The following is a 24,048-nucleotide window of genomic DNA, read 5'->3' as shown; positions in this document are numbered from 1 at the left end:
CCGTGCTCCCCTTACAGCTTCACGCCAGAGAAGGACATGAAGGCCATGGCCATCAGTCCGGCGGTGATGAAGGTGATGCCGAGGCCCTGCAGGCCGTCCGGAACATCCGAGTACTTCAGCTTCTCGCGCACGCCCGCCATGGCCGTGATGGCCAGCGCCCAGCCGAGACCGGACGAGATGCCATAGGTGGTGGCCTGGGCGAAGTCGTAGTCGCGCTCCACCATGAACAGGGAGCCGCCGAGAATGGCGCAGTTCACGGTGATCAGCGGCAGGAAGATGCCGAGGGCGTTGTAGAGGGCGGGCATGTACTTATCGAGGAACATTTCCAGGATCTGCACGATGGCCGCGATGACGCCGATGTAGGAGATCAGACCGAGGAAGGTCAGGTCCACGTCGGGGAAGCCGGCCCAGGCAAGCGCGCCGGGCTTCAGCAGGTAGGTCAGAAGCAGGTTGTTCGCCGGCACCGTGATGGCCTGAACGATCATCACGGAGATGCCGAGACCGATCGCCGTGCCGATCTTCTTGGACACGGCGATGAAGGTGCACATGCCCAGGAAGAAGGACAGGGCCAGGTTTTCGACGAAAACCGCTTTGACAGCGAGTGCAATCAAGCCTTCCATCAGTGGGCCTCAACGGTTTGGATCTTGTATTCGCGCTCTTCCGCCTGTTCCGGCTTCCAGGTGCGGAAGGCCCAGATCAGCAGACCGATCACGAAGAAGGCGGAGGGCGGCAGCAGAAGCAGGCCGTTGGGCACGTACCAGCCGCCGTTGTTGACGGTCTGGAGCAGGGTCACGCCGAAGAGGGACCCGGAGCCGAACAGTTCGCGGATGATGCCGACCAGCATGAGGATGAAGCCGTAGCCCAGGCCGTTGCCGATGCCGTCGATGAAACTGTCGATCGGCGGGTTCTTCATGGCAAAGGCTTCGGCGCGGCCCATCACGATGCAGTTGGTGATGATCAGGCCGACGAAGACCGACAGGGTCTTGGAGATCTCGAACGCATAGGCCTTCAGCAGCTGATCCACCACGATCACCAGCGATGCGATGATCACCATCTGGACGATGATGCGGATCGACGAGGGGATGTGGTTGCGCAGCATGGAGATGAACATGGACGAGAACGCCGTCACCAGTGTCACGGCGATTGCCATCACCAGCGCGACCTTCAGGGAGGAGGTCACGGCCAGCGAGGAGCAGATGCCGAGCACCTGAAGGGTGATCGGGTTGTTGTCTACCAGCGGATCGACAAGGAGCTCGCGACGGGTCTGACTCATTTGATCTCTCCTGCCTTGATCTTGTTCAGGAAGGCCTCGTAGCCGTCGCTGCCCATCCAGAAGCGGACCAGGTTGTCCACCCCACGGGAGGTGAGCGTCGCACCGGCGAGGGCGTCGACATAGTATTCAGGGCCGGCTGCGGGCTGGGTCTTGGCGACGGTGATCTGGAGATCGCCGTTGTCATCGCGCAGCTTCTTGCCGTTCCACAGGGCCTTCCAGCGCGGATTGTCCACCTCTGCGCCCAGACCCGGGGTTTCGCCCTGCTCGTAGAACTGCAGGCCGAAGATGTCATTGCCGTTCTCTTCAAGGGCAATGAAGCCCCACAGCGTGGACCACAGGCCGTAGCCGTGGACCGGCAGAACCACCTTGTCGATGGCGCCATTGGCATCGCGCAGCAGATAGACCGTCTTGTAGAAGGATTGGCGCGAGATGCTGGCCGGGTCGTCTTCCAGAGCGCGGCTCAGGGCCGGGTCGTCGGCGGCAGCCCGGTCGTCGAAGGTCGCCGCGTCGAACTGGTCGGTGAACTCACCGGTCCGCAGGTCGACCACATGCGGTTCGAACGCCTCGAAGGCGGTTGCCACGCTGACCGCCGGGTCATAGACGCCCGCGACCTGGAGGATGTTGATGCGCTTGTCGCGCAGCTTGTTTTCTTCCTGCACCGGGCGCAGGGCGACGGCTGCGATGGACACGATCATGCTGGCGAAGAGGCACAGGGTGACCGCCACGAAGAGGGTCTTCGCGGTGCTGTCCGTCGGCAGGTCGAGGAACCTGCGCAGCGGGCCCTTGGGGCTTGCGGTGTTTGCGGAGCCGTCAACCATGGCGACGCATCCTCCGTTTGATGTTCGCCTGAATGACGAAATAGTCGATGAGAGGGGCAAAGACGTTGCCGAAGAGGATCGCCAGCATCATGCCTTCCGGGAAGGCCGGGTTGATCACGCGGATCATGACGACCATCACGCCGATGAGCGCGCCGTAGATGTAGCGGCCCACGTTGGTGTGGGAGGCAGAGACCGGCTCGGTGACCATGAAGGCCAGACCGAAGGCGTAGCCGCCGACCACCAGATGCCAGTACCAGGGCATGGCGAACATCGGGTTGCTGTCGGAGCCGACCGCGTTGAGCAGCATCGAGAAGCCGATCATGCCGGCCAGGCAGCCAATGACCAGACGCCAGTTGGCGATCTTGGTGGCCAGCAGGAAGGCCAGGCCGATGAGGCAGGCCAGCGTCGAGGTTTCCCCGAGGCAGCCCTGGATGAAGCCGAAGAAGGCGTCTGACCAGGTGATTCCGGCCGCCTGGAGGGCCTGATAGCCGTCGGTGGCGGAGACGGAGAGCGCGGTGGCGCCGGAGAAGCCGTCAACGGGCGTCCAGATGCTGTCGCCGGACATGTAGGCCGGGTAGGCGAAGTAGAGGAACGCACGGCCGGTGAGGGCCGGGTTCAGGAAGTTCTTGCCCGTGCCGCCGAAGACTTCCTTGCCGATGACAACGCCGAAGGCGATGCCCAGACCCACCTGCCACAGCGGAATGCTGGGGGGCATGATCAGGGTGTAGAGCATGGACGTGACGAGGAAGCCCTCGTTCACTTCATGGCCGCGCACCGTGGCAAAGATCACTTCGCAGATGCCGCCCACCACAAGGGTCGTGAGGTAGATCGGCAGGAAGTAGAGCAGGCCGTGGAAGGCGCAGGCGAAGATGCTGTCCGGGTTGAGCCCGATGCCGAGCGCCTGGATCAGACCAACGCGCCAACCGGTCTGGGCGCTCTCGCCCAGAAGGGCGATGGCGGAGTTGGCCTGCCAGCCGGTGTTGTACCAGCCGAAGAGGATCGCCGGGATGGTGGCGATGACCACGTAGGTCATGATCCGCTTCATGTCGATGTAGCTGCGCACGTGGGGCGCAGCCGTCGTCACGGTCTTCGGGGTGTAAAGGAAGGATTCCACCATCTCGTAGAGAGGGAAGAACCGCTCGTATTTGCCGCCCTTTTCGAAGTGCGGTTCAATACGGTCAAAGAAATTGCGCAGACCCAACGGATCAGCCCTCCTTCTCGATTTTCTCGAGGCTCTCGCGCAGGGCGATGCCATATTCATACTTGGCCGGGCAGGCGAAGCCGACGAGACCGAGGTCTTCCTCGTCGAGTTCGAGGGCGCCGAGGGCCTGGGCGGTGTCCGTGTCCTTGACCAGAAGCGCGCGCAGGAGCTGGGTCGGCAGGTAGTCCTGCGGCATCAGTTCCTCGAAGGTGCCCAGCGGCACCATGGCGCGACGGCCACCATTGAGATTGGTGGTCAGGTCATAGAGCTTCTTCGACAGGGCCGATCCGAGGACCGGCTGGAAGGCATATTTGCCCGGCATCGGCCGGATCCAGCCCATCGGGATCTGCTCATGGTCTTCCGACATCAGCGTGATCTGGCGATGGTAGCGGCCGAGATAGCCGAAGCTGCCGTCTGCCGCCCGTCCGCTCAGCACCGAACCGGACACGAGACGCAGCAGCGCGGTGCCGGCGACTTCGCCCTTGGTCAGGTCCTGGGTAGACGCACCGAGCACGGTGCGGACCAGACGCGGCTTGGCCGCGCGCGGACCGGCGAGCGCGATCACCCGGCTCGGGTCGAGATGACCCGTGCGGGCGAGGGTGCCAATTGTCAGCACATCCTGATAGGAGATCGTCCAGACCGGTTCGGCCGCGCTCGGCGGGGTCAGGAAATGCAGGTGGGTGCCTGCGAGACCTGCCGGATGGGGGCCGGAGAAGGCCACCTGGGTGACGCCGCCGATCTTCAGCGGGTCGACCTTGAGTTTCTCGGACTGGCAGAGATAGGTGGGGCCCGAGGTCAGCTTGGCGACGAGGGCGAGGCCGGTCTCGAAGTCGGCAAGCCGCTCGGAGATCACCACATCCGTGTCGGCTGCGAGCGGCTCGGTGTCGAGGGCGGTGACGTAGATCGCCTTCGGCCGGGTCGTGCTGTGCGGCACCTTGGAATAGGGACGGGTGCGGAAGGAAGTCCACAGGCCGGCCGCGCAGAGCTTCGCCACGATGTCTTCGGCAGAGGCATCGGCCGCGATCGGGCCAAAGGCGACACCAGTGTCCGAGGCGTCGGTCACCTCGATCACGACGCTTTCCAGAACCCGGCGTGCGCCGCGGTTGATGGCGCGCACGCGACCGGTGACCGGCGACACGATCACGGCATCCGGATCGTCCTTGGGGCAGAAGAGGGGCGTGCCGCGCTGAACCGTCTCCTGCTCGCCAATGAGCATTTTCGGCTTCAGTCCGACATAGTCCACCCCGAGCAGGCCGACCGTCTCGATCGGTCCCCCGTCATGGATTTTCTGGTCCGGAGCGCCGGTGATAGGCAGGTCCAGACCCTTCTTGAGCTTGATTACATTCATCTCTAGGCCAAGGCGGTCCTCTGGAGAGCGCGGTTAGGGAGTGTCACGCGATGGTGGAGGGATCAGTTGGCCTTGCGGGTCACGCCGGTCGCAGCCAATGCCCATTCAGGGGCATAAAGCGCATTTCCGCCTTAAAAAACAACTAGCGTTTCCCAGAAAATGTAGATATCCAGCCATCAAAGATCGCCATCGCGTCCGTTCGGATACCTATCATGGTCCCGCGTTAAGTAAACGGAAAAGCGCATCGTGGACGATCCGGCCAGACCCCATTGTCTCAATTGCCGTATCCGAAGAGATTCCGTGCCATGATCCGATATTGCGCTCTCGCCCTTCTCCTGACCTTCGCGGCGTGTTCTGGCGAGGAACCGGCCAAGACGGTGCGCCTCTCCGGCAAGACCATGGGCACCACCTATCACATTACGGCCGTGAAGGTTCCCGACGGGCTGACCGAGGAAGGCCTCTCCGCCGATGTGGAGACGGTTCTCAAGGACGTGAACGGCAAGATGTCCAACTGGGACAAGGCCTCGGAAGTCTCCCTCTTTTCGGCCAGCACCAGCACGGAGCCCTTCAAGGTTTCCGGCGACTTCATCACGGTCATGAAGGCTGCCAACGAGATCCACGCGGGCAGCGAGGGCAAGTTCGACGTCACGCTCGGCCCGCTGATCAACCTGTGGGGCTTCGGTCCGCGCAAGCCCGAGGATCCGGTCCCGGCCCAGGCCGACATCGAGCAGGCCCTGACCCATGTGGGCCAGTCGCGCTTGCTGACCCTTGATGAAGCGGCCTCCACCGTGACCAAGGCGGAGCCGGAACTGGGCATCAACCTGTCGGCCATCGCCAAGGGCTTCGGCATCGACGCGGTCGCGGCCAAGCTCAAGGGGCTGGGCGTCGAGAACTACATGGTCGAGATCGGCGGCGATCTGGTGACCGCCGGCGTCAACGAGAAGGGCGAAACCTGGAAGATCGGCATCGAAAAGCCGGAGCCGGGCGAGAAGTCCATCGAGCTGATCGTCTCGGTCAAGGACAATGGCATGGCCACCTCCGGCGATTACCGCAATTTCGTCGAGCATGAGGGCAAGCGCTTCTCCCACATCATCGATCCGACCACTGGCTGGCCGATCACCCACTGGACGACCTCCGTCACCGTGATCGCGGACAATGCCATGCTGGCGGACGGCTGGGCCACGGCCATGCTGGCCCTGGGCGCCGACGAGGGCCTCAAGGTTGCCGAAGACAAGGGTCTGGCTGTCTATTTCATCTCGCGCAAGGCGGATGGCGGCGAAGGATATGACATCATTTCCAGCACCGCCTTTGAAGCCCTGAAGGGTGCGGAGTAAGGCTCCGGCTCCCTGATCCGACGTTCAGCAAGGAAGGACCTGCGTCCGACATGGAAACGTTTCTTTTTGCCTTCGTGATCCTGATGCTGGTGGTGACCGGCATGGCTCTCGGCGTGATCTTCATGGGCAAGACCATCAAGGGCAGTTGCGGTGGCCTGAATGCCATTGCGGGTGCCGACAAGTGCGTGGTCTGCTCCAAGGACATCGATCCCAACAGCCCGCTGATCGACAAGCTGCAGTGCCCCCGGGCGCGCAAGATGCGCGCTCAGATGGAGCAGGCGGGTCAGGCGGGCGCCTGATCGCAGGCTCTGACACAGGCCTTTAAGGCCGATGGTCAAGACAAGATGCATTCAGCCGGTGGAGGCAGTTCCGCCGGCTTTTTCGTATCCGCGGCAAGGGATTGGGAGGGGGTAGGCCATGGCGGTCGACCGGCCGGAGGATCAGTCGTCGTCCAGCTCGGAGGACCGGGCAGGGCGGCGCGCCAGACGGACCATGAAGACGATGGCGGCCGCAAGCCCGAGCGCCATGGCGTACCAGGTCAGGGCATATTGAAGGTGGTTGTTGCGGAAGCTGATGATCGTGAGCCCGCCGCGCGGGTAGGCGGCTGGATCCGCGCCCTGCTCCGCATCGATGAAATAGGGGGCCGGCGACGGCAGGCCGGCGCTTGCCGAAAGAGCGTCCACGTCGCGGGAGTACCAGCGGCCCTTTTCCGGCTCGTTCGCCTGCAGCAGCGTGCCTTCCGGCTCGCCGATGCGCAGGAGGCCGGTGACGGTCACCGGGCCGGCGGGAACGGGGGCGTGGGCGTCCGGATCACGCAGTTCGGTCGGCACGAAGCCCCGATTGATCCAGACGATCTCCCCCGCATTGGTTTCAAGCGGGGAGAGGATCCAGTAGCCGGGGCCCAGATCGGTCACGGCCTTGACGGGCGTGTCGTGTCCGGGGAGATAGCGGCCGCTTGCGGCGACACGCAGATAGGCGTGCGTGTCGGCGGAAACGGAAGGCCAGTCGGCGCGGGCAGGGGCGGGGACAGGAGCGCCGTGGGCGCGGGTTTCGACCTGGGCGATCAGGGTGGTCTTCCAGGCGAGGCGGCGAAGCTGCCAATTGCCCAGCAGCACCAGGCAAATGACAGCGACACACGCGATGCCGAGGAGAACGAGGTTTGCGCGACGACGCTGGCGCCAGTCGGTCATGGTCATTCTCCCCGGCATATCCCGATCAGGGAAGCTGGCGCACGGCCTCGATCTGGTCGTGCGACGGCATCATGTTTTCCTTCAGGTGGAACATCACCCAGATGGAGCCCGCCATCACGATCACGACCAGCAGGATTGTGAAGATGGTGGACATGGCAAGCCAGCCCTCCTCGGCCTTAGAGGTCACGTGGAGGAAGTAGTAGATGTGCACCAGCATCTGGATGGCGCCGAGGCCGAAGACGATGGCCAGGACCATTGCCTTGCTGTCCAGAACATCGCCCATGACCAGCCAGAAGGGGATCACGGTCAGGACGACGGAGAGCACGAAGCCGATCATGTAGGACTTGAACGAGCCGTGGCTCTCGTCGTGATGATCGTGCCCGTGGGTGGTGTTGGAAGACGTGCTCATACGGTGACCCCCGCAAGATAGACGAAGGAGAACACCCCGATCCAGATCAGGTCCAGGAAGTGCCAGAACATGCTCAGGCACATCACCCGGCGCTTGTTCTCGCGGGTGATGCCATGGATCTGAAGCTGGGCCAGCAGCACGAACAGCCAGATGCAGCCGGCGGTCACGTGCAGGCCGTGGGTGCCCACAAGGGTGTAGAAGGACGACAGGAAGGCGCTGGCCATCGGCGTGGCACCGACATGCCACAGATGGGTGAATTCCTTGATTTCCAGACCAAGGAACGCCAGGCCGAACAGACCGGTGACGATCAGCCACAGCTGCGTGCCGCGCAGGTCACCCTTGTGCATCCGCAGGACGGAGAAGCCGTAGGTGATGGACGAGAACAGCAGCATGAAGGTCGACACGAGGATCATGTCGATCTCGAACAGATCGGCCGGGGAGGGGCCGGCCGCAAAATTGCGGCCGAGCACGGCGTAGGTGGCAAAGAGCGTGCCGAAGATCAGGCAGTCGCTCATCAGGTAGATCCAGAAGCCCAGCAGGGTTCCCGGCTCGTGATGATGCTCTTCACCGTCGTGATGGGTTTCGCGAACGTAGAAGTCGATCGCTTCGGGGGACGTTTGCGTGGTCATCATGCATTGCCTCCGGAGGACAGGAGCTTGGTCCGTTCCCCTTCGATCGCGGCCACTTCATCCGGCTGGACGTAATAGTCGCGCTTGTAGTTGAAGGTGTGGTCGATGCCATAGGCGAGCGCCAGGATGAAGGTCACCAGCGCGAGCCACCAGATGTGCCAGACGAGGGCGAAGCCCATGCCCGTGATGAAGATCGTGAGGATGACCCCGGTGCCGGTGTATTTCGGCATGTGGATCGGCTCGAAACCTTCGGTCGGACGGACATAACCCGCCTTCTTCATGTGCCACCAGGCATCAATCTGATGCACCTTCGGCGTGAAGGCGAAGTTGTAGTAGGGCGGGGGCGAGGAGGTGGCCCATTCCAGGGTCCGGCCCGTGCCCCAGGGGTCGCCGGTGGTGTCCTTGAGCTTCTCGCGGTTCCGGATGGAGACGAAGAGCTGCAGCAGGAACGCACCGATGCCGCAGGCGATCAGCAGGGCACCGAGAAGGGCCGTGATGAAGTAGCCGGCATAGATGGTGTCCTCGAACTGGCTGAGACGGCGGGTGACGCCCATCAGGCCCAGCACGTAGAGCGGCATGAAGGCGAGATAGAAGCCGACCAGCCAGCACCAGAACGAGACCTTGCCCCAGAACGGATCCAGCTTGAAGCCGAAAGCCTTGGGGAACCAGTAGGAGATCCCTGCGAAGACGCCGAAGACCACGCCGCCGATGATGACGTTATGGAAGTGGGCGATCAGGAACAGGGAGTTGTGCAGCACGTAGTCCGCCGGCGGAACGGCTAGCAGAACGCCGGTCATGCCACCGATGACGAAGGTGAGCATGAAGCCGATGGTCCACAGCATGGGCACTTCGAAGCGGATGCGGCCCTTGTAGAGGGTGAACAGCCAGTTGAAGAGCTTGGCGCCCGTGGGGATCGAGATCACCATGGTGGTGATGCCGAAGAAGGAGTTCACGTCCGCGCCCGCACCCATGGTGAAGAAGTGGTGCAGCCACACCAGGTAGGACAGGATCATGATCACGGCGGTGGCATAGACCATGGAAGTGTAGCCGAAGAGCCGCTTGCCGGTGAAGGTCGGAACCACTTCGGAGAAGATCCCGAAGACCGGCAGGGTCAGGATGTACACTTCCGGGTGACCCCAGATCCAGATCAGGTTCACGTACATCATCGGGCTTCCGCCCATGTCGCTCGTGAAGAAATGCGTGCCGAGGTAACGGTCCGCGGTCAGGAGGGCGAGGGTCGCCGTCAGGATCGGGAAGGTCGCGACGATCAGGATGTTGGTGCAGAGGGTGGTCCAGCAGAAGACAGGCATCTTCATGTAGTCCATGCCCGGTGCGCGCATCTTGACGATGGTCACGATCAGGTTGATCCCTGAAAGGGTCGTCCCGATACCGGCGATCTGCAAGGCCCAGATATAATAGTCCACCCCGACGCTCGGACTGAATTCAAGCCCCGACAGCGGCGGATAGGCCAGCCAGCCGGCGGTGGAGAATTCACCGACGAAGAGGGAGATCATGACCAGGATCGCGCCCGACGTCGTCAGCCAGAAGCTGAAGTTGTTCAGGAACGGGAAGGCCACGTCGCGGGCGCCGATCTGCAGCGGCATCACGTAGTTCATGAAGCCGGTGACGAAGGGCATGGCCACGAAGAAGATCATGATCATGCCGTGCGCGGTGAAGATCTGATCGTAGTGGTGGCTGTCCAGGTAGCCGGTGCCGCCGGACGCGGCCCAGGCCTGCTGCACGCGCATGAGCAGTGCATCGGCAAAGCCACGCACCAGCATGACGAGGGCCAGCACCATGTACATGATGCCGATCTTCTTGTGATCGATGCTGGTGAACCATTCCTTCCAGAGATAACCCCAGAGGCGGAAGTAGGTGAGGGCACCCAGCAGCGCCATGCCGCCGATGACCACACCGATGAAGGTGGCAAGCACCACCGGCTCGTAGAACGGGAAGATGTCCCAGCCGAGCTTGCCGAAGATGGGATCCCAACGGGAATAATCCACGTGGGCGAGAGCTTCTCCTGCCATTTTGTCCTCAAAATGCTTCGTCGAACAGGGACGGATCGCCGGTCAGCGGCGCTCCGTCCCTCGACACAGGGATTTCAGTCAGGGTTTCGTCAGTTGGTCTGCCGGGTCTTCAGCGCGTCGAGAAGGCCGAGGCCCTCGCCGTCGAGCTGGACCAGGGTCATCTTGCGTTCGCTCTGCGGAGCAGTTTCCGCATTGGCGCGCTGGATGCCGGTCAGCAGGCCAGCCGGATCGTCGGACGAGCAGATGCCGGCGAAGATGTCACGCATGGTGAGACCTTCGATGCCGCCACCGCCAAGGGCGTCCACCATCATCATGTCGTTCTGACACAGCTTGCTGCTGTCGACGCACTGATTGAGGATTGCGCCCCACAGCTCCTGATCGACCGCCGTGTAGTAGGTGACAGGATGGTCGATGCTCTTCTGGTCGAGCGACAGGAACTGGGTGCGGCCCAGCTCGCTCTTGCCTTCAGCCCGGACCTTTTCGACCCAGGCGTCGAAGCCGCCCGTGTCAACGCCGTGGAAGCGGAAGTCCATGTGGGAGAAGCCGGCGCCGGAATAGTTCGCGCTGAAGCCCTTGTAGTCGCCTGCCTTGTTGATGACCGCGTTGAGTTCGGTCTGCATGCCGGGCATCGCATAGATCTGGCCGGCCAGGGCGGGGACGTAGAAGGAGTTCATCACCGTGGTGGAGGTGATTTCGAACTTGATCGGGCGATCGACGGGAGCCGCGGCTTCATTGACGGCAGCGATGCCGTACTGCGGGTAGACGAAGAGCCACTTCCAGTCCATGGCCACGACCTGGATGACCAGCGGCTCGACGGTTTCATCGACCGGCTGGTCTTCCGAAATGCGCGTCAGCGGCTGATAGGGGTCCAGACGGTGGGTCGCGACCCAGGTCAGACCCGCCAGGCAGAGGATGATCGCCATGGGCACGGCCCAGATGACCATCTCCAGGCTGGTGGAGTGGTGCCAATCCGGCTCGTAAGCCGCATCCTTGTTGGAAGCGCGATACTTGATCGCGAAGAAGACCGTGAGAGCCATCACGGGCAGGACGACGATCAACATGAGAATCGTCGAATAGATGATCAGGTCACTTTGTTGCTGTGCAATGTCGCCGGAGGGAGACATGACGACAAGATTGCAGCCGCAAAGTAGTGACGCAATTGCGAGGAGGAGCGCGTGTTTCACATACTTCATGAGGTCAGATCTAAAGCAGGGCACAAGAGGGGGAGGAGCTTTACGACATTACGTAAAGCATTGACTTCTATGAGGTTTTTTCGTGTCATTTAGATGCCAGGCTCCGGTATTTATAAGAAGCGGGTCAGGCATGCAAGGCGGTATTGCGTCGCAGCATGGAGGCCTTGCCTTTTTTGTCACTTGTAGAGCGCAGCGTTCTGTGCGGCAATCGTCAGATCTGACGCTGCGTTCCGAGGAGATTGCCGGGCGGGGAGGCCCGGCACTCAGGAAACCTTCGGAACAATCGTGTCGGATCAGACATTTATCCTGCGTAGAAACGCAGTATCAGGGAGGTCGTAAATGACTGACATTCCGAGCGATCGGGTCGTTGAGAGCACAGGCCACAGTGGCCAGAGGGTGCTCGATGAGCTTTTCGTGACAGTCATCATGGCGCGTGTGACCGATCATTTCGGTTTCTTCGTTTATGCTTTCGCATCCGTTCTCGTCTTCCCCAAGGTGTTCTTCTCCTATGCCGACCCGGCAACAGCCATGCTGCTGTCGTTCATGGTATTCCCGCTTGCGTTTCTGGTGCGCCCCTTCGCGAGCCAGGTCTTCAAGCTGCTGGAGCCCCGCTTCGGCCGGTCGGGCAAGGTGGCTGCCGCCATCGGGATCCTGTGCATCTCCACCATGGCCATCGGCCTTCTGCCGAGCTACGAGAGCGCGGGGATGCTTGCACCAGTTCTGCTGATCGCCCTGCGCGTGGCGCAAGGGATCGGCCTTGGCGGCGGCTGGGACGGGCTCACGCTGCTGTTGCAGACCAACGCGCCGGAGAACCGCCGCGGCTGGTATGCCATGATCCCGCAGCTTGGCGCCCCCATCGGCCTTTGCGTGGCTGCGGCCATCTTCTATGTGCTCACCGGATTCCTGACCGAGCAGGAGTTCTACCAGTGGGGCTGGCGCTGGCCGTTCTTCGCCGTTCTGGCGGTGAATGTGGTCTCGCTCTTTGCGCGGCTGCAGCTCATCCACTCCAAGGAACACGTGGAACTGCAGAAGGAGCAGCAGCTCTATTCCAGCCCGTTCTTCGAGATGCTGCGCGCTCACTGGCGGGGCGTTCTGCTGGGAACGCTGCTGCCGCTGGCCAGCTACGCGCTCATGCACATGGTCTCCGTCTTCCCGCTTGCCCACATGGTCCTGACCAATCAGGCGCCCATTTCCGACTTCCTCTTCGTCGAGATCATGGGCGGTGCGCTCTTCATTGTCGCGGTGGTGATGTCGGGGGTTCTGGCGGACATGATCGGCCGGAGGCGGCTGCTGGCCGCGACTTCGGTGCTGATCGGCGGCTACAGCTTCCTGATCACCACCCTGTTCGACGGCGGCATCGTCTTCACGCTCTTCGGCTTCCTGCTGCTCGGCCTGTCCTATGGCCAGGCGAGCTCCATCCTGCCGAACCGCTTCGAGAAGAAGTACCGCTACACGGCGGCGGCCCTGTCCACCAACCTGTCCTGGATCTTCGGGGCAGCCTTCGCGCCGCTGGTGGCGCTCTGGCTCTCCCAGACCTACGGGCTGGCCTCGGCAGGGCTTTATCTCCTGTCGGGGGCGCTGGTCACCCTCGGGGCCCTTGCGGTGCTGAAGTACCGGGTGCGCCCGGCGCGCTGAAGACCGAATGATCGCGGATGGCGCGGCATGCTGCGCCATCCGTCTTCCCCGTGGCGCGTGCCCCGTGGCGCGGGCAGGACGCTTCGTCGACGAGAGCGTCAGCGAAGCCCTCTCTCAGGAACCGATCTCGTGGGCCGTTGTTGCTCAGGAGACTGCCGTGCGCCGCTGCTTGCGCCAGATGTTGCAAGAGACAAGCGCCATTCGCGACAAAGGAGATCCGAGATGACCCCAAGCTCCTATCAACAGCCCATGCGGGGCGACAAGAGCCACGACCGGACGGTGAGCCAGTCGGTGGACAGCAACCTGTCGTCCGAAGCTGCCACCGTCGGACAGATCCTTGCCAAGAAGGGCGGGGCGCTGGTCAGCGTGAAACCCGGCGATACGGTGGCGACCGCCGTACAGGTGCTCAAGGAAAAGGGCATTGGCGCGCTGCTGGTGCTGGACGATGCGGGCACCATGCAGGGCATCCTGTCCGAGCGCGACATCGTGCGCAAGTTGGCCGAAACGCCGGGCCAGACCCTGCCGCAGCTGGTGGAAGGGCTGATGACCCGCAAGGTGGTCACCTGCACCCCGGCCGATCCGCTCGATACGGTGCTCAAGATGATGAATGACGGCCGCTTCCGGCACCTGCCCGTGCTGGACGGCGGCAAGCTGTGCGGCATGATCAGCATCGGCGATGTGGTCAACCACCGGCTCGTGCAGCTGGAATGGGAAGCCCTCCAGATGAAGCAGATGATCGTCGGCTGAACCGCTCGGCCGAACCGGATGTGTCCGGCTGTCTTGCCGGCTGTCTTGCCGATTGTCTTGAATGTGACATGGAAGGCTGCAAGGAAAGGGTCCGCTCCGGGAGGGGTGGATCCTTTGTTGTTTCAGGTGTTTTTCCGCATGTGCCCGACTTCCTCGTCTTCGACCTTTGCCAGTCTTGATCGCCGCCGCTTCCTCACGCGCACGTCTGCGGCAGGCGCGGCGGCCAGTCTCCCCTGGATCTTTCCCGAGGCGGGCAACGCGGGCGAGGGCCCTGCGCCGGCGTTCTCCCTCGGGGTTGCCTCGGGTAGCCCGACGGCGACGAGCGTCGTTCTGTGGACTCGGCTGATCTTCCCGGCCCCCAAGGCGGACCCGTTTTCCTTCGCGCCTGTTGCGCTTCCCGCCCTGCCCGAGCGCCTCGACGTGGAATGGGTGGTGGCCCGGGATGCGCAGCTGAGCGACGTGGTCGCTCGCGGTCTGGCGCAGGCCGACGCGGCGCTGGGACACTCGGTGCATGTGGAAGTGACGGATCTTGCCCCGGCGACAACCTATCATTACGGCTTCCGCTGTGCCGGCGAGGCGAGCCCGGTGGGGCGGACGCGCACGGCCCCTTCCGCCGACATGGACGTGGAGCTGCGGCTGGCGCTGGCGAGCTGCCAGCAATATGAGCATGGCTATTACGCCGCCTTCCGCCACATGGCGGGGCAGCCGCTCGATGCGGTCCTGCATCTCGGCGACTACATCTACGAGAAGAGCTGGGGCAAGGGGCATGTGCGCCGGCACGGCACCGGCGTGCCCTCGACGCTCGGGGAATACCGGGACCGGTATGCGCTCTACAAGTCGGATCCGGACCTTCAGGCGGCGCATGCGGCCTTTCCCTGGCTGGTCATCTGGGATGACCATGAGGTGATGGACAATTACTCTGCGGACCGGGCGCCCAACGACCGGGATCCGGCGCGGTTTCTGGAGCGTCGCCGTGCGGCCTATCAGGCCTGGTATGAACACATGCCCGTGCCGCCCCTGTCGGCGCAGCAGCTGGCAGACCTCGATTTCTCGACCCTGGCCATTCATGGTCATCACCGGTTCGGCGGTCAGCTCGACCTCGTGCTCCTCGATTCGCGGCAGTACCGCTCTGTCCAGCCTGCGGATGCGGTCGAGGCAGCCGGTCCGGCGCGGACCATGCTCGGGGCGGCGCAGGAGGCCTGGCTCGACGAGACGTTGCAGCAGGCGCACGGCCGCTGGACGGTGATTGCCCAGCCGACCCTCCTGTCCGAGCGTGATCTCGCTCCGGGCGAGGCGGCCCGCTACAATCTCGACGGCTGGGACGGTTACCGGGCCGCGCGGCAGCGGCTTCTGGACAGTGTGCGCGCGGCGGGCCTGCGCAATCCGGTAATCGTGGGCGGCGACCTGCATGCCTTCTATGCGGCGGATGTGCCCGAAAGCTTCGATGGCGAGCCGGGCCGGACCCTTGCCAGCGAGGTCGTCGTCGGTTCGATCACGTCAGACGGACCGTCCGAGGCGACCATCGCCACCGCCCTCGCCGAAAACCCGCATCTCCGCTTCGCTTCCGGTCGCCACCATGGCTATGCGGTGCTCGTTCTGGCCGCAGACGCGGCGCGGGTGGACTTGATGGCCGTCGACGATCGCAAGGATCAGAGGAGTGACTGTGCGGTGTTCCAACGCCTTTCGATCGCGGAGGGACATCCGGGTATCGTGATCGGGTAGAGCGCGCGGATCGTCGGCGATCTGGAACAAATGCTCTCGTGTGCCGTTGGGTTTGCAGAGACGGGCGCAAGGCTGCGCCCGAAGCCGAACGGAGGGGGCAAGTCCGCTTGCCCTCAGACACAGGAGATCGACATGGACCTCATCCGCATCATTCTCGCCATTCTTCTTCCGCCCCTCGGCGTGCTGCTGCAAGTGGGCCTCGGTGCGCAGTTCTGGCTGAACATCCTGCTGACCCTGCTGGGCTATATCCCCGGCATCGTCCACGCTGTCTGGGTGATCGCGCGCCGCTGAGCGCGTCGCCTTACGCCAGAAGCAGTCCCCGCACGCCCTCATGCGGCCGCGACAGGCCAGGCGTCAGCGCATAGAGGCAGGCCTGGAGGGCATGGTAGATGTCCGGCTTGCCGGTGAACTGGTTCGAGGCGGGGCGACCCGCCTCATCCACTTCCGGGTGCCAGCCGCCTTCCTTCCCGTCGATGAAGAGGGTGCTGGCAGCCTGCCAGAGGCGCTCGAAGCTGCGGGCGTCCTCCTCGAACTGCTCGAGCTTCATCAGGCTCGCATAGACGCCGATCGCCTCGGTCACCGGCCACCAGTAGCGGTCGGGAATCCTCACCTTTCCATCGAAATCGAGCGTATAGGCCAGACCGCCGCCCGGCTGCCAGGCGTCGGCCATGGCCCGCTCCGTCAGGGCACGGGCGGCTTCCGGCAAGCCGGACCGAGGTCGGCCGCACAGGTCCCAGTATTGCAGGGCCAGACGGGCAAATTCAAAGGAGTGACCCGGTGTGGTGCCCGCCGGGCGGAACATCGGGTTGCCGGCATAGGCCTCGTCGACGCTCCAGTCCGCATGATAATGTTCCGGGATGCGCCAGCCATGGCGCGGCGCCATCTCTCCAACGAAGAAGGCAAGGATCCGGCCCGCCCGCTCCAGCCAGGCTTCGCGGCCGGTGATCTCGTAGGCCGCGAGGAACGCTTCGGTCGCGTGCATGTTGGCGTTCATGCCGCGATAGGTGGAGAAGGGCTGCCAGTCGCGGCGGAATTCGTCGCGCATCAGGCCGGCCTCGTCATCCCAGAAATGCTCCAGAATGATCGTCTCGACCTGCTTGAGGAGCGTGCTCGCGTCCGGGTGGTTTACCGCAGCGGCACTCGCGGCCGCCAGCAGCACGAAGGCGTGCCCATAGGCGAGCTTGTCTGTCGGGGCCGGACCGCCGTCCGCTGCGAAGGCCATGAAGCCGCCGTGCGCCCGGTCGCGATGGGGTCCGAGAAGCGCTGCCATGCCCACCTCGATGATCGGCTCGCAGCCCGGATGCCCGGCCAGATGTCCAAGCGCATAGGAATGGACAAGCCGGGTGGTGGTCATCAGATCCTGCGGCTGCCCCGGGATCGGCTGCCCCTGACTGTCCAGGCACCACAGCGCAGGCACGCCGCTTGCGCCATGCGCGTCCGAGGCGAGGCTGGCCTTGAAAAAACTGAGCAGGTCACGGGCCTGTTCCTGCATGAAGGAGATGCGTGCGGGCGCAAGGGCGGAGTGCTGGAAAACGGGAGGCTGGGTCATGAAAAGCCGTGTGTCGGAAAGGAAATGAATGGCAACAAAGGAAGGGATCGTCAAATCCAGCCGGCGTCCTGCACCATGGTCCAGGGAAGGGCGCGCAGCCGTTCGTTGATCGTGCCGCCCGGGCCGCCATTCGAATTGACGAGCACGGCCCAGCTGATGTCGTAGGGCGTGTTCAGCATCACCGAGCCCGTGCCGGGCAGGAAGCCGGAATGGCCCGACGCGCCGCGGGCGTCCGTGTTCCAGCCGCAGCCATAGGAGCCGCTGGCGGGCGTCGGCTGCAGCACCCTGTCACGCCAGTCGGGCGGCAGCAGGTCGCTGGGGCTCGGGCGACCGTCCATGTGCAGCAGGAAAGCGACCAGATCGCGGGGTCGCCCGACCCATCCGCCGCCTGCGTCCCTGCGGCGAATGTCGATGGTGGCCGGATCGCGGGCGGCCCCCGTCGCGTAGGTCACCTCGTCCGGTCCGCGCAGGCCCGGGCCTCCGCCCACGTGCAGCCCGTCGGCCCCTGCTGGCAGAAGGATGCGCTCGCGCACATGATCCTCATAGGGCCTGCCGGTCACGGCCTCGATCACGCGGCCCAAGAGGAGGTAGCCCATGTTGGAATAGGCATAGCCGGTGCCCGGTGCCTGATCGAGAGGCACGGTGCGGAACACCTCCACCATCATGTCATGCATGGAAAGTTCGGGAAGCATCCAGGTCGGATCCTGTCCGCGCGTGCTCCAGCCGCCGGCGGTGTGGTGCAGAAGGTGAGAGACCGTGATGTCGAGGGCGCGGGGATCAGCGAACTCGGTAAACTGCGGCAGGAGGCCGTCAGGACCGAAGACCCTGTCCTCCAGGTTCACCCGGCCGTCGGCGACAAGGGCCATGACGGTGGTGCCGGTGATGGGCTTGGACAGGCTGGCGACCCGCATCCGATGGCGCGGGGTCAGGGGCGTGCCGAATTCGTCGGCCGAACCGACCGCATGTTCGAAGACCAGTTCGCCGTGGCGGGCCATGGCGATCGACAGGCCGCGCACGTTGTTGGTGGCAATGAAGTTGCTCAGATGCCCGGTGAAGAGGTCTTGTTCCTCAAGGCTCAGGCCGCCGGTCATTGCGGCAGCGCTCAGGGGGGAGAGCATGGTCAGTGCGGCCCCGGCCGCGCCGAAGCGCAGGATCTGGCGCCGGCTCAGGCCCCGTTCCAGCCCCCGTTCCAGCCCCCGGTTCAGCCCCTGGTGATCCCGTTCTCCAAGACCGTTTTCGTGACCCTGCAACCCCATGGCTCAAGACCTTCAACAGCCGCCGGCGCTTGTCGCCGCGATGCTCTCGATCGCCTCGGCGGTCCGCTGATCGACCACACCGGTAACCGGCAGATTATACTGTTCCTGGAAGGAGATCACGGAAAGTGTTGTGGTCTCGTCGAAGACGGTGTCCGGAAATTCGAGCAGGTGGCCAAGCTGGCCCAGCTTTGCTTCCAGAATGCGGACACGGGGCGACAGATCGCCTTCCCGCAATTCGACGAAGGTGCGCTGGGGTTCGGCGTCGCACGTGCCGTTTTCGGCGGGCAGCGGGTCCAGCACGAAGATGTCGTTGAGAACGCCGCCGTCGGCCCCCATCACCTGGGGCAACAGACTTTCCGTGGCCTGAAGCGCATCCACCCGCAGGCCGCTGGCCTCTGCCAGAAGCTGGCCGTTCTTGCCCTGTTTCAGGCGCAGGCGACCGCCGTCGCACTCAATGGCACAGACGATCTGCTCGCCCTCGCGGGCGCAGTTGGCGGTGATGCCATGGGTTTCGTTGGGCACGTCCCAGAGCGAGAAGTTGAAGCCGACGAAGACATCCTGTCCCGTTTGGTCGCTGTCGGAGCGGCGGTAGAGCGCACGAACATTGCGGACCTCGCCGGCCTTCCGGTCCTGGGAGGTGCCGTAGCACTGGTTCGCGCCGGACATTATGTCCTGTGCTGCGCCGGATCCGGTCGCGAGGCTGAAGGCCAGCGCGGCGAGCAAGAGGGGGCGTGAGGGGTGGCGGGGGAAGATCTGCATCATCGCCAGTTTCCGGTCAGGACGAAGGGCGCCCAGTAGAAGGGATGGGAGAAGCCGGGGTCGAGCCCGTCACCGCGCTGGTCCATGGGCTCTGCAAATCGGCGGGCGGTCTCGAAGACGACGCTGCGGGTCGCCAGATGGGTTTGGCTCCCGACCTTGCCGGCAATGAACTCGCGCTGGGCGACGGCGAGCGCCTCCGCCTTGCTCATTCCGCCCAGTTCCTTCAGCTCGTAGAAACGCTGCATCAGCAGGGCCGTGGAGGCGTCCGCCACAGGCCAGAGGCTGGCGATCGTGGAGCCGGCGCCCCGGTCGCTGGTGATCTTGGCAAGGCTTTCGATCTCGCGCCCGTCGCTCGACGCATTGGCGCGGCCGGTCTCGCAGGCAGACAGGGTCAAGAGCTCCACATGGCGGAAGTCGAAGTCGGCCGGGTCATCCTTGATCGTGCTCAGGCTCAGGTGGTCGCCGGTGCCCAGCAGCAGGAAGGAGTCCGCCTCGCTCTCGCCCAGATAGAAGTGAGACGAGATGTGCACCACGCCCAGACCTTGCGGATTGCCCTCGCCGATGCGCAGGGCCCGCACGAGGGCGGTCTGGTCAAAGGCCTTGTCCATGAAGACCTCGCCGTCGAAGAGGCCGAAGCCATTGTCCCCCTTCACGATGCCGTCAAGCTCCACCTCGACGCCGGGCAGGGCGGAGAAGAGCTCGGTTTCCTGGGTCATGCCAAGCGCGGCGAAGGGGATGTCGGTCACCTGACGGCCGCTGATCTCGGTCTCGCTGCTGGTCAGGAGGGAGAGCGCGAAACGCTCGACAAGGAACCTGCTGCCGTCATGCAGGGTCTGGAAGGGCATGTAGCGCAGGCGGCGGTCGAGGGAGACGAGGAGAAGCTCGGGGGTCTCCCGGACGAGAAGCGGCTCCACGGGCCCGAGCAGAAGCGCGTGGAGGCGCTGCGCCATGGGCCGCACGTCGACGCCCGGATCGCTGACCGCGAGATGGTAGTCCTCAAGGAAGGCGTTCAGCCGGGCCTCGGTGAAGGGCTCTCCGTCCCAGTCGCTGAGCGTGAAGCTCTCGCGGCTGTCCCTAGTCGTGACCAGAATGTTGAGCCGGTCCGGCATCACCAGATAGTGGATCGCGACGGCCTTGTCCTTGAGCGGCGCGAGGATCGTCTGCTGCACGGAGGCCTGAGCCGCCAGCGTGGTCTGGGCCGCGGCAGTGTTCACTGTCGCAGGCGTGTCGGAGAGGGTGGCGGCGGCCTCCCGGATGCGCTTCAACCCCTGTTCATAGGTGACCTGAGCGTCCGTAAGACGGCGGTCGATCTCGGCGAGGCGCGTCTGGTCCTGAGCGTTCAGCCCCTGGATGGCCTGGCGTGCCAGAAGCTCGAGGCGTTCGCGCACGTCGCTCACGGTGGGCAGGCGCAGGTCGTCGAGCGCCGTTTTCAGGGCCTGTTCCGACGGGGAATAGGGGATCTCGCGGAAGGCGTCGCCGGCAAAGGCGGTGTCCCGGCCGGAAAACTGGAAGGCCTCGAAGTCCTTGAGGAGGGAGAGGACGAACTCCGCCTCCTCCAGCCGGTCCTGCCGGACGAGAAGATCGGCAAGCCAGCGGTAATTGTCGGAGACCAGGTCGCGGAAGCAGCCTTGCAGCCTCTCGGGAATGGCGGAGAGATCGCGCCGCACCCCCTGCAATTCGTTGATCACGTCCTTGGCAAGCACGAGGGCGATGTCGTCGGAGCCAAGGGCGAAGATCCGTTCGCTGGCCTTGGAGAGATGGCAGACCGTGGTGAGCTGGCCCTGAAGGGCACCGGTGCCGATGCCTGCGACCCGGTCGAGCTGGCGTTCGGCGGCAAGTGCCGTCAGTTCCAGGTCCAGCGCCTGATCTCGCTCTCCCGCGTCCTTCAGTCCCGAGGCATAGACCCGGGCGGAAGTGACCAGCGCCATGCTGAGACCGCCGCGTGCCTTCACGCTTTCGAAGGTGTCGCGGGCGCGGGCCAGGTCGGAGGCGAGCGGCAGAGGCTGCGCCCGTGGCAGGCTCAGGATCTGCTGATAGGCCTGTGCCTGCGCATCGCCATTGCGCGCCAGGAGCGCGAGATATTCGACGAAGCCCGGCGGCAGGGACGACAGGTCGCCCGGGTCGCGCTGGGCGATGATCCGGCGCAGCGTCGGGGTGCGCAGGGTGTTGGGATCAAGGGTCAGGGGGGAGCGGGCCTCTGCCAGCGGGGAGATGACCCCGGAATTTCCGAGAAGCTGGTCTTTTTCCGCGGCCAGACCGAGCTGCAGGGCTCCGGTGAAGTCGCCATAGGCTGCCAGAACATCGACAAGGGCAAGAGAGGTCCTGCTTTCCAGCCGATCGACACCCACGGCGACCAGATCGGTTCCGAAGGCCCCGGAGGCGAGGAATTTCGCGGCGGTTTCGCAATCATCGGCGTCGGCCGTCGGGCTGTCACAGAGCTGGTCGAGGAGCCGGCTCAGATCTTGCGCGCGCTCTTGCCCCGCCCCGGTGGCGTCCAGGGCTTGGAGGGCGACCGCGGCGGAGATGTCGTTGTCATAGGCGAAGGGTGAGCCGGGGCCGGCTTCCCGGCGAATGCCCTGTTCCAGGCTCTTGCGGGGCTCGTCGGGGGAGCGGGCCAGCTCGGGGGCGAGGGTGAGCAGGCGGGACAAGGTGACGCCCGCTTGCCGCACATCCGCATCGCGCAGCAGCCGCAGCCATCTTGCCCCCTCCGCCAGATCCACGGAGCCACCGCACGAAGCGCAGAGATAGAGCTCGGCGAGGGTACGGGCAAAATCCTGATCGGTCTTTGCCCGGGCCTCGATCAGGGCCTTCCCCTTGGGCGAGGCAAGCGCCAGATTTCCGGCCATCATCCGGTTAGCGATGAGCTCAGACCCGGCGAGGGTCCGGTATTCACCGAGATTGCGGGTGATCATCGCCTCGTAGAAGCGCAGGGCCTCGGCCGGAGCTTCGGGAGCCTGTCGCTCGGCCAGGCGCGCCAGCTGATAGTTGGCGAAAGGTTCGCCCGTCTTCGCGGCCATCTTGAGCAGGCCGTCGATCTCTGCCTGCGAGGTGGTGGTGCCATTGCCGTGGTCCAGCATGAAGGCGAGATGGGAGGCGGCGTAGGGTGTGCCGGCCGCAGCCGAGGCGCGCAACAGGGTCAGCGCCTCGCCGGTGCCCTTGCCCAGCACGCTGGCGCCGTCGAGCAGGCGTTCGGCGAGGGAATACTGGAGTTTCGGCCGGGGAAGGGCAGCGACCTGCTCCAGAGCCTGAGGATGCTTCATCACCAGATGGGCGAGGCGGGCAAGGGTGACCCGGCCGTCGATGGTCAGCTCGAGGGTCTGGCTGGTGACCATGGGGCCCGACAGGGCCGGTTCTTCATATCCATTCTCGCCGGGCAGGGTGGCGACGAGGTCGCGGACGACGCCGGCGAGGTCGGTTCCCCGGTCCGCAGCGTCGAGATAGCGCTGATAGAGGGTGGGTGTCGCGACGGCCTGAGCGGTCCAGAAGTCTGCGGCGCCTGGGCTTCGGGCGACGCCGATGCCCTGCCGGTAGATCTTGGCGAGCATGCGGGCAGCCGCACCTGGCTCCGCGCCATAGGGTTCGTGGATCAGCGAGCGGACAAGGTCCTGCTGGAAGGGCGCCCAGGTGCCATCCTCGGCCAGGGCATCCATCAGGGCCGAAAGCTCCGGCGTCTGCTTGGCGAGCCAGCCGGCCTGACGATAGCCCGAGGCGAAGAGGAAGGGCGCTACCGGGATCGGTCGGGCGTTGGCGCTTGCCGGGGTTCCCGAGCAGGCGGGGGCGGTTACGGCCACCATGCCGGCGGCCATCACATCGCTCAGGGTGGGGGTGAAGGCGCCGCTTTCCGGCACCTTTCCAAGGGCTTCCAGCATGCGGTTCCAGGTGGCGCGGCTGCCGCCGCCGAAGGCGCCGTCGATCTCGCCGCTGGTACAGCCGTGGATCTGGGTGAGCTGCTGGGCAGCCTTCAGATAGCCATGGAAGACCGAGTTGAAGTCGCGTTGCAGCGACAGGGTGCTGCCGAAGTCTTCGTTGAGCGCCTGGGACAGGACCCCGCAGAGCGCGTTGCCGTAGGTCGCCACATCGGCGGTCATGCGCGACAGCGCGGCGTCGTGGCCCGAGAGGATCCTTTCGATCTGGCCCAGGGCTACAGGGTCGTTGCCGGGAAAGTCGCCCCAGGTCCAGCGGTCCCGGTCGCGCACTCCGACGCGCTCGGCCAGATCGTCGATCCGGGTGCCGGTCCAGGCGGAGAGCAGGACGAGGGCGGTCTGCGCCTCTTCGGCGCGGGTCGCGGGCTTCGGCGCGCAAGCGAGCGGTGCAAGGGTGGCGCTGACCCGGCTGATCGCGCTTCCCGCCGGGCCGGGTTGCGGTGCCGGACCTGCGGCGGCGGGCGTTGACGCAGAGGGGGATGGGCTGGTGCTCGTCGCCGTCCGAGGTGGGGCGCCCAGACCTGCGAGAAGGCTCTCGGCGATGCCGGCGGTATCGGCGCTGTTGAGCAGCAGGCTGGTGACGACCGTGGGGGCGAAGGCCATGAAATCGGCACGGGCCGTGTCGGGGAAACGGAAGTGAAGGGCCGCGAAACAGGCGCAAGAATCGATGCGGATATAGAAGGACGTGACGGTTTCGCCGCTGGCGCGATTGTTGAGGGTGATCGAACAGACGGCGGGGCTGTCGAAGGGCGCGGAGGCCAGGTCGAAGCCGTATTTGACCCAGTTCTGCTGGCGTTCGTCCGTCAGGGCCCGGCAGCTGGCATATTCGTCCTGAATGAGCCGCAGATTGCCGCTGACCTGGCCGAGATCGAACTTACGGTCGACACCCTCCTCGCGGAAATAGGCGCCGGCCGGCAGGGTCGCGGTGATCTGGTAGGGCGTGCTGTTGCGATAGATCTGCAGAGCTTCGGCGGGAGAAAGAGCGAGGATCAGGCCTGCGAGAAGGGCAAGGCATCTGAGGAGCATCTGGAG

General features: G+C 64.5%; 20 protein-coding genes. 6 read left to right on the top strand and 14 right to left on the bottom strand.

All coding sequences use genetic code 11. The annotated features are described in order from the left end of the window. Positions 1-11 precede the first annotated feature (11 nt). Genes nqrE through FR728_RS12045 form a run of 5 tightly spaced genes read right to left on the bottom strand, consistent with a single transcriptional unit; the run spans position 12 to position 4,640 of the window. On the bottom strand, positions 12-620 hold the full coding sequence (gene nqrE, locus FR728_RS12065) for an NADH:ubiquinone reductase (Na(+)-transporting) subunit E (protein ID WP_149892898.1): 609 nt from the start codon (positions 618-620) through the stop codon (positions 12-14). Continuing rightward, a complete protein-coding gene (locus FR728_RS12060; RefSeq protein ID WP_149892897.1) occupies positions 620-1,273 on the bottom strand; it encodes an NADH:ubiquinone reductase (Na(+)-transporting) subunit D in 654 nt (217 codons plus the stop codon). The genes nqrE and FR728_RS12060 overlap by 1 nt, the downstream gene beginning before the upstream one ends. Beyond that, on the bottom strand, positions 1,270-2,091 hold the full coding sequence (locus tag FR728_RS12055; protein WP_149892896.1) for a Na(+)-translocating NADH-quinone reductase subunit C: 822 nt from the start codon (positions 2,089-2,091) through the stop codon (positions 1,270-1,272). Before FR728_RS12055 ends, FR728_RS12060 begins: the two co-directional genes overlap by 4 nt. Then, positions 2,084-3,292: an NADH:ubiquinone reductase (Na(+)-transporting) subunit B gene (locus tag FR728_RS12050; protein WP_149892895.1), complete on the bottom strand. Its 1,209-nt coding sequence runs from the start codon at positions 3,290-3,292 to the stop codon at positions 2,084-2,086. Before FR728_RS12050 ends, FR728_RS12055 begins: the two co-directional genes overlap by 8 nt. A gap of 4 nt (positions 3,293-3,296) precedes the next feature. After that, entirely contained in the window at positions 3,297-4,640 is a 1,344-nt protein-coding gene (locus FR728_RS12045) for a Na(+)-translocating NADH-quinone reductase subunit A (protein WP_149892894.1), read from the bottom strand. Positions 4,641-4,945: 305 nt separating this feature from the next. Between FR728_RS12045 and FR728_RS12040 the strand changes: the two genes are divergently transcribed. After that, a complete protein-coding gene (locus FR728_RS12040) occupies positions 4,946-5,974 on the top strand; it encodes an FAD:protein FMN transferase (protein WP_149892893.1) in 1,029 nt (342 codons plus the stop codon). A gap of 50 nt (positions 5,975-6,024) precedes the next feature. Beyond that, a complete protein-coding gene (gene nqrM, locus FR728_RS12035) occupies positions 6,025-6,273 on the top strand; it encodes a (Na+)-NQR maturation NqrM (RefSeq protein WP_149892892.1) in 249 nt (82 codons plus the stop codon). 141 nt (positions 6,274-6,414) lie between these two features. Here the strand turns inward: nqrM and FR728_RS12030 are convergent, their stop codons facing one another. The 5 genes from FR728_RS12030 to cyoA form a co-directional block, all read right to left on the bottom strand. Then, positions 6,415-7,164 carry an SURF1 family protein gene (locus FR728_RS12030; protein ID WP_149892891.1) on the bottom strand — a complete coding sequence of 250 codons (750 nt, stop codon included), beginning with the start codon at positions 7,162-7,164 and terminating at the stop codon, positions 6,415-6,417. Positions 7,165-7,189: 25 nt separating this feature from the next. Further along, on the bottom strand, positions 7,190-7,573 hold the full coding sequence (gene cyoD, locus FR728_RS12025) for a cytochrome o ubiquinol oxidase subunit IV (protein WP_149892890.1): 384 nt from the start codon (positions 7,571-7,573) through the stop codon (positions 7,190-7,192). Continuing rightward, positions 7,570-8,202 (bottom strand): cytochrome o ubiquinol oxidase subunit III, encoded by a 633-nt coding sequence (gene cyoC, locus FR728_RS12020; protein WP_149893127.1) that lies wholly within the window; start codon positions 8,200-8,202, stop codon positions 7,570-7,572. Before cyoC ends, cyoD begins: the two co-directional genes overlap by 4 nt. Beyond that, positions 8,202-10,232, bottom strand: coding sequence for a cytochrome o ubiquinol oxidase subunit I (gene cyoB, locus FR728_RS12015; RefSeq protein WP_149892889.1), 2,031 nt, complete (start codon positions 10,230-10,232; stop codon positions 8,202-8,204). Before cyoB ends, cyoC begins: the two co-directional genes overlap by 1 nt. Before the next feature lie 89 nt (positions 10,233-10,321). After that, a complete protein-coding gene (cyoA, locus tag FR728_RS12010) occupies positions 10,322-11,425 on the bottom strand; it encodes a ubiquinol oxidase subunit II (protein ID WP_149892888.1) in 1,104 nt (367 codons plus the stop codon). A gap of 339 nt (positions 11,426-11,764) precedes the next feature. Here cyoA and FR728_RS12005 point away from each other — a divergent pair, with 339 nt between their 5' ends. The 4 genes from FR728_RS12005 to FR728_RS11990 all read left to right on the top strand — a co-directional run bounded on the left by FR728_RS12005 (position 11,765) and on the right by FR728_RS11990 (position 15,820). Continuing rightward, a complete protein-coding gene (locus FR728_RS12005; RefSeq protein ID WP_149892887.1) occupies positions 11,765-13,060 on the top strand; it encodes an MFS transporter in 1,296 nt (431 codons plus the stop codon). Positions 13,061-13,282: 222 nt separating this feature from the next. Further along, the gene (locus tag FR728_RS12000) at positions 13,283-13,807 is read left to right on the top strand and encodes a CBS domain-containing protein (RefSeq protein WP_149892886.1); all 525 of its coding nucleotides are present in this window, start codon (positions 13,283-13,285) and stop codon (positions 13,805-13,807) included. A gap of 138 nt (positions 13,808-13,945) precedes the next feature. Continuing rightward, on the top strand, positions 13,946-15,529 hold the full coding sequence (locus tag FR728_RS11995) for an alkaline phosphatase D family protein (protein ID WP_188318886.1): 1,584 nt from the start codon (positions 13,946-13,948) through the stop codon (positions 15,527-15,529). Positions 15,530-15,661: 132 nt separating this feature from the next. Beyond that, the gene (locus tag FR728_RS11990) at positions 15,662-15,820 is read left to right on the top strand and encodes a YqaE/Pmp3 family membrane protein (protein ID WP_149892884.1); all 159 of its coding nucleotides are present in this window, start codon (positions 15,662-15,664) and stop codon (positions 15,818-15,820) included. 10 nt (positions 15,821-15,830) lie between these two features. On the opposite strand, the gene FR728_RS11985 is transcribed toward FR728_RS11990, so the two are convergent. The 4 genes from FR728_RS11985 to FR728_RS11970 are packed head-to-tail and all read right to left on the bottom strand — an operon-like array spanning position 15,831 to position 24,042. After that, positions 15,831-17,078: an AGE family epimerase/isomerase gene (locus tag FR728_RS11985; RefSeq protein WP_244304571.1), complete on the bottom strand. Its 1,248-nt coding sequence runs from the start codon at positions 17,076-17,078 to the stop codon at positions 15,831-15,833. Between the two features lie 50 nt (positions 17,079-17,128). Then, positions 17,129-18,334, bottom strand: coding sequence for a serine hydrolase domain-containing protein (locus FR728_RS11980; RefSeq protein ID WP_149892883.1), 1,206 nt, complete (start codon positions 18,332-18,334; stop codon positions 17,129-17,131). A 12-nt stretch (positions 18,335-18,346) separates the two neighbouring features. Next, a complete protein-coding gene (locus FR728_RS11975; protein ID WP_149892882.1) occupies positions 18,347-19,096 on the bottom strand; it encodes a peptidoglycan-binding domain-containing protein in 750 nt (249 codons plus the stop codon). Further along, positions 19,093-24,042, bottom strand: coding sequence for a CHAT domain-containing protein (locus tag FR728_RS11970; protein WP_149892881.1), 4,950 nt, complete (start codon positions 24,040-24,042; stop codon positions 19,093-19,095). Before FR728_RS11970 ends, FR728_RS11975 begins: the two co-directional genes overlap by 4 nt. Positions 24,043-24,048: the final 6 nt, after the last annotated feature.

The organism is Roseibium aestuarii (assembly GCF_008477545.1).
Lineage (GTDB): Bacteria > Pseudomonadota > Alphaproteobacteria > Rhizobiales > Stappiaceae > Roseibium > Roseibium aestuarii.
This window is presented reverse-complemented; position numbering and strand designations above follow the sequence as displayed.

Bases quoted from the DNA above. Each gene is read 5' to 3' on its own strand.
- nqrE (WP_149892898.1), bottom strand. From the start codon at position 620: ATGGAAGGCTTGATTGCACTCGCTGTCAAAGCGGTTTTCGTCGAAAAC.
- FR728_RS12060 (WP_149892897.1), bottom strand. From the start codon at position 1,273: ATGAGTCAGACCCGTCGCGAGCTCCTTGTCGATCCGCTGGTAGACAAC.
- FR728_RS12055 (WP_149892896.1), bottom strand. From the start codon at position 2,091: ATGGTTGACGGCTCCGCAAACACCGCAAGCCCCAAGGGCCCGCTGCGC.
- FR728_RS12045 (WP_149892894.1), bottom strand. From the start codon at position 4,640: ATGAATGTAATCAAGCTCAAGAAGGGTCTGGACCTGCCTATCACCGGC.
- FR728_RS12040 (WP_149892893.1), top strand. From the start codon at position 4,946: ATGATCCGATATTGCGCTCTCGCCCTTCTCCTGACCTTCGCGGCGTGT.
- nqrM (WP_149892892.1), top strand. From the start codon at position 6,025: ATGGAAACGTTTCTTTTTGCCTTCGTGATCCTGATGCTGGTGGTGACC.
- FR728_RS12030 (WP_149892891.1), bottom strand. From the start codon at position 7,164: ATGACCGACTGGCGCCAGCGTCGTCGCGCAAACCTCGTTCTCCTCGGC.
- cyoD (WP_149892890.1), bottom strand. From the start codon at position 7,573: ATGAGCACGTCTTCCAACACCACCCACGGGCACGATCATCACGACGAG.
- cyoC (WP_149893127.1), bottom strand. From the start codon at position 8,202: ATGACCACGCAAACGTCCCCCGAAGCGATCGACTTCTACGTTCGCGAA.
- cyoB (WP_149892889.1), bottom strand. From the start codon at position 10,232: ATGGCAGGAGAAGCTCTCGCCCACGTGGATTATTCCCGTTGGGATCCC.
- cyoA (WP_149892888.1), bottom strand. From the start codon at position 11,425: ATGAAGTATGTGAAACACGCGCTCCTCCTCGCAATTGCGTCACTACTT.
- FR728_RS12005 (WP_149892887.1), top strand. From the start codon at position 11,765: ATGACTGACATTCCGAGCGATCGGGTCGTTGAGAGCACAGGCCACAGT.
- FR728_RS12000 (WP_149892886.1), top strand. From the start codon at position 13,283: ATGACCCCAAGCTCCTATCAACAGCCCATGCGGGGCGACAAGAGCCAC.
- FR728_RS11995 (WP_188318886.1), top strand. From the start codon at position 13,946: ATGTGCCCGACTTCCTCGTCTTCGACCTTTGCCAGTCTTGATCGCCGC.
- FR728_RS11990 (WP_149892884.1), top strand. From the start codon at position 15,662: ATGGACCTCATCCGCATCATTCTCGCCATTCTTCTTCCGCCCCTCGGC.
- FR728_RS11985 (WP_244304571.1), bottom strand. From the start codon at position 17,078: ATGACCCAGCCTCCCGTTTTCCAGCACTCCGCCCTTGCGCCCGCACGC.
- FR728_RS11980 (WP_149892883.1), bottom strand. From the start codon at position 18,334: ATGGGGTTGCAGGGTCACGAAAACGGTCTTGGAGAACGGGATCACCAG.
- FR728_RS11975 (WP_149892882.1), bottom strand. From the start codon at position 19,096: ATGATGCAGATCTTCCCCCGCCACCCCTCACGCCCCCTCTTGCTCGCC.
- FR728_RS11970 (WP_149892881.1), bottom strand. From the start codon at position 24,042: ATGCTCCTCAGATGCCTTGCCCTTCTCGCAGGCCTGATCCTCGCTCTT.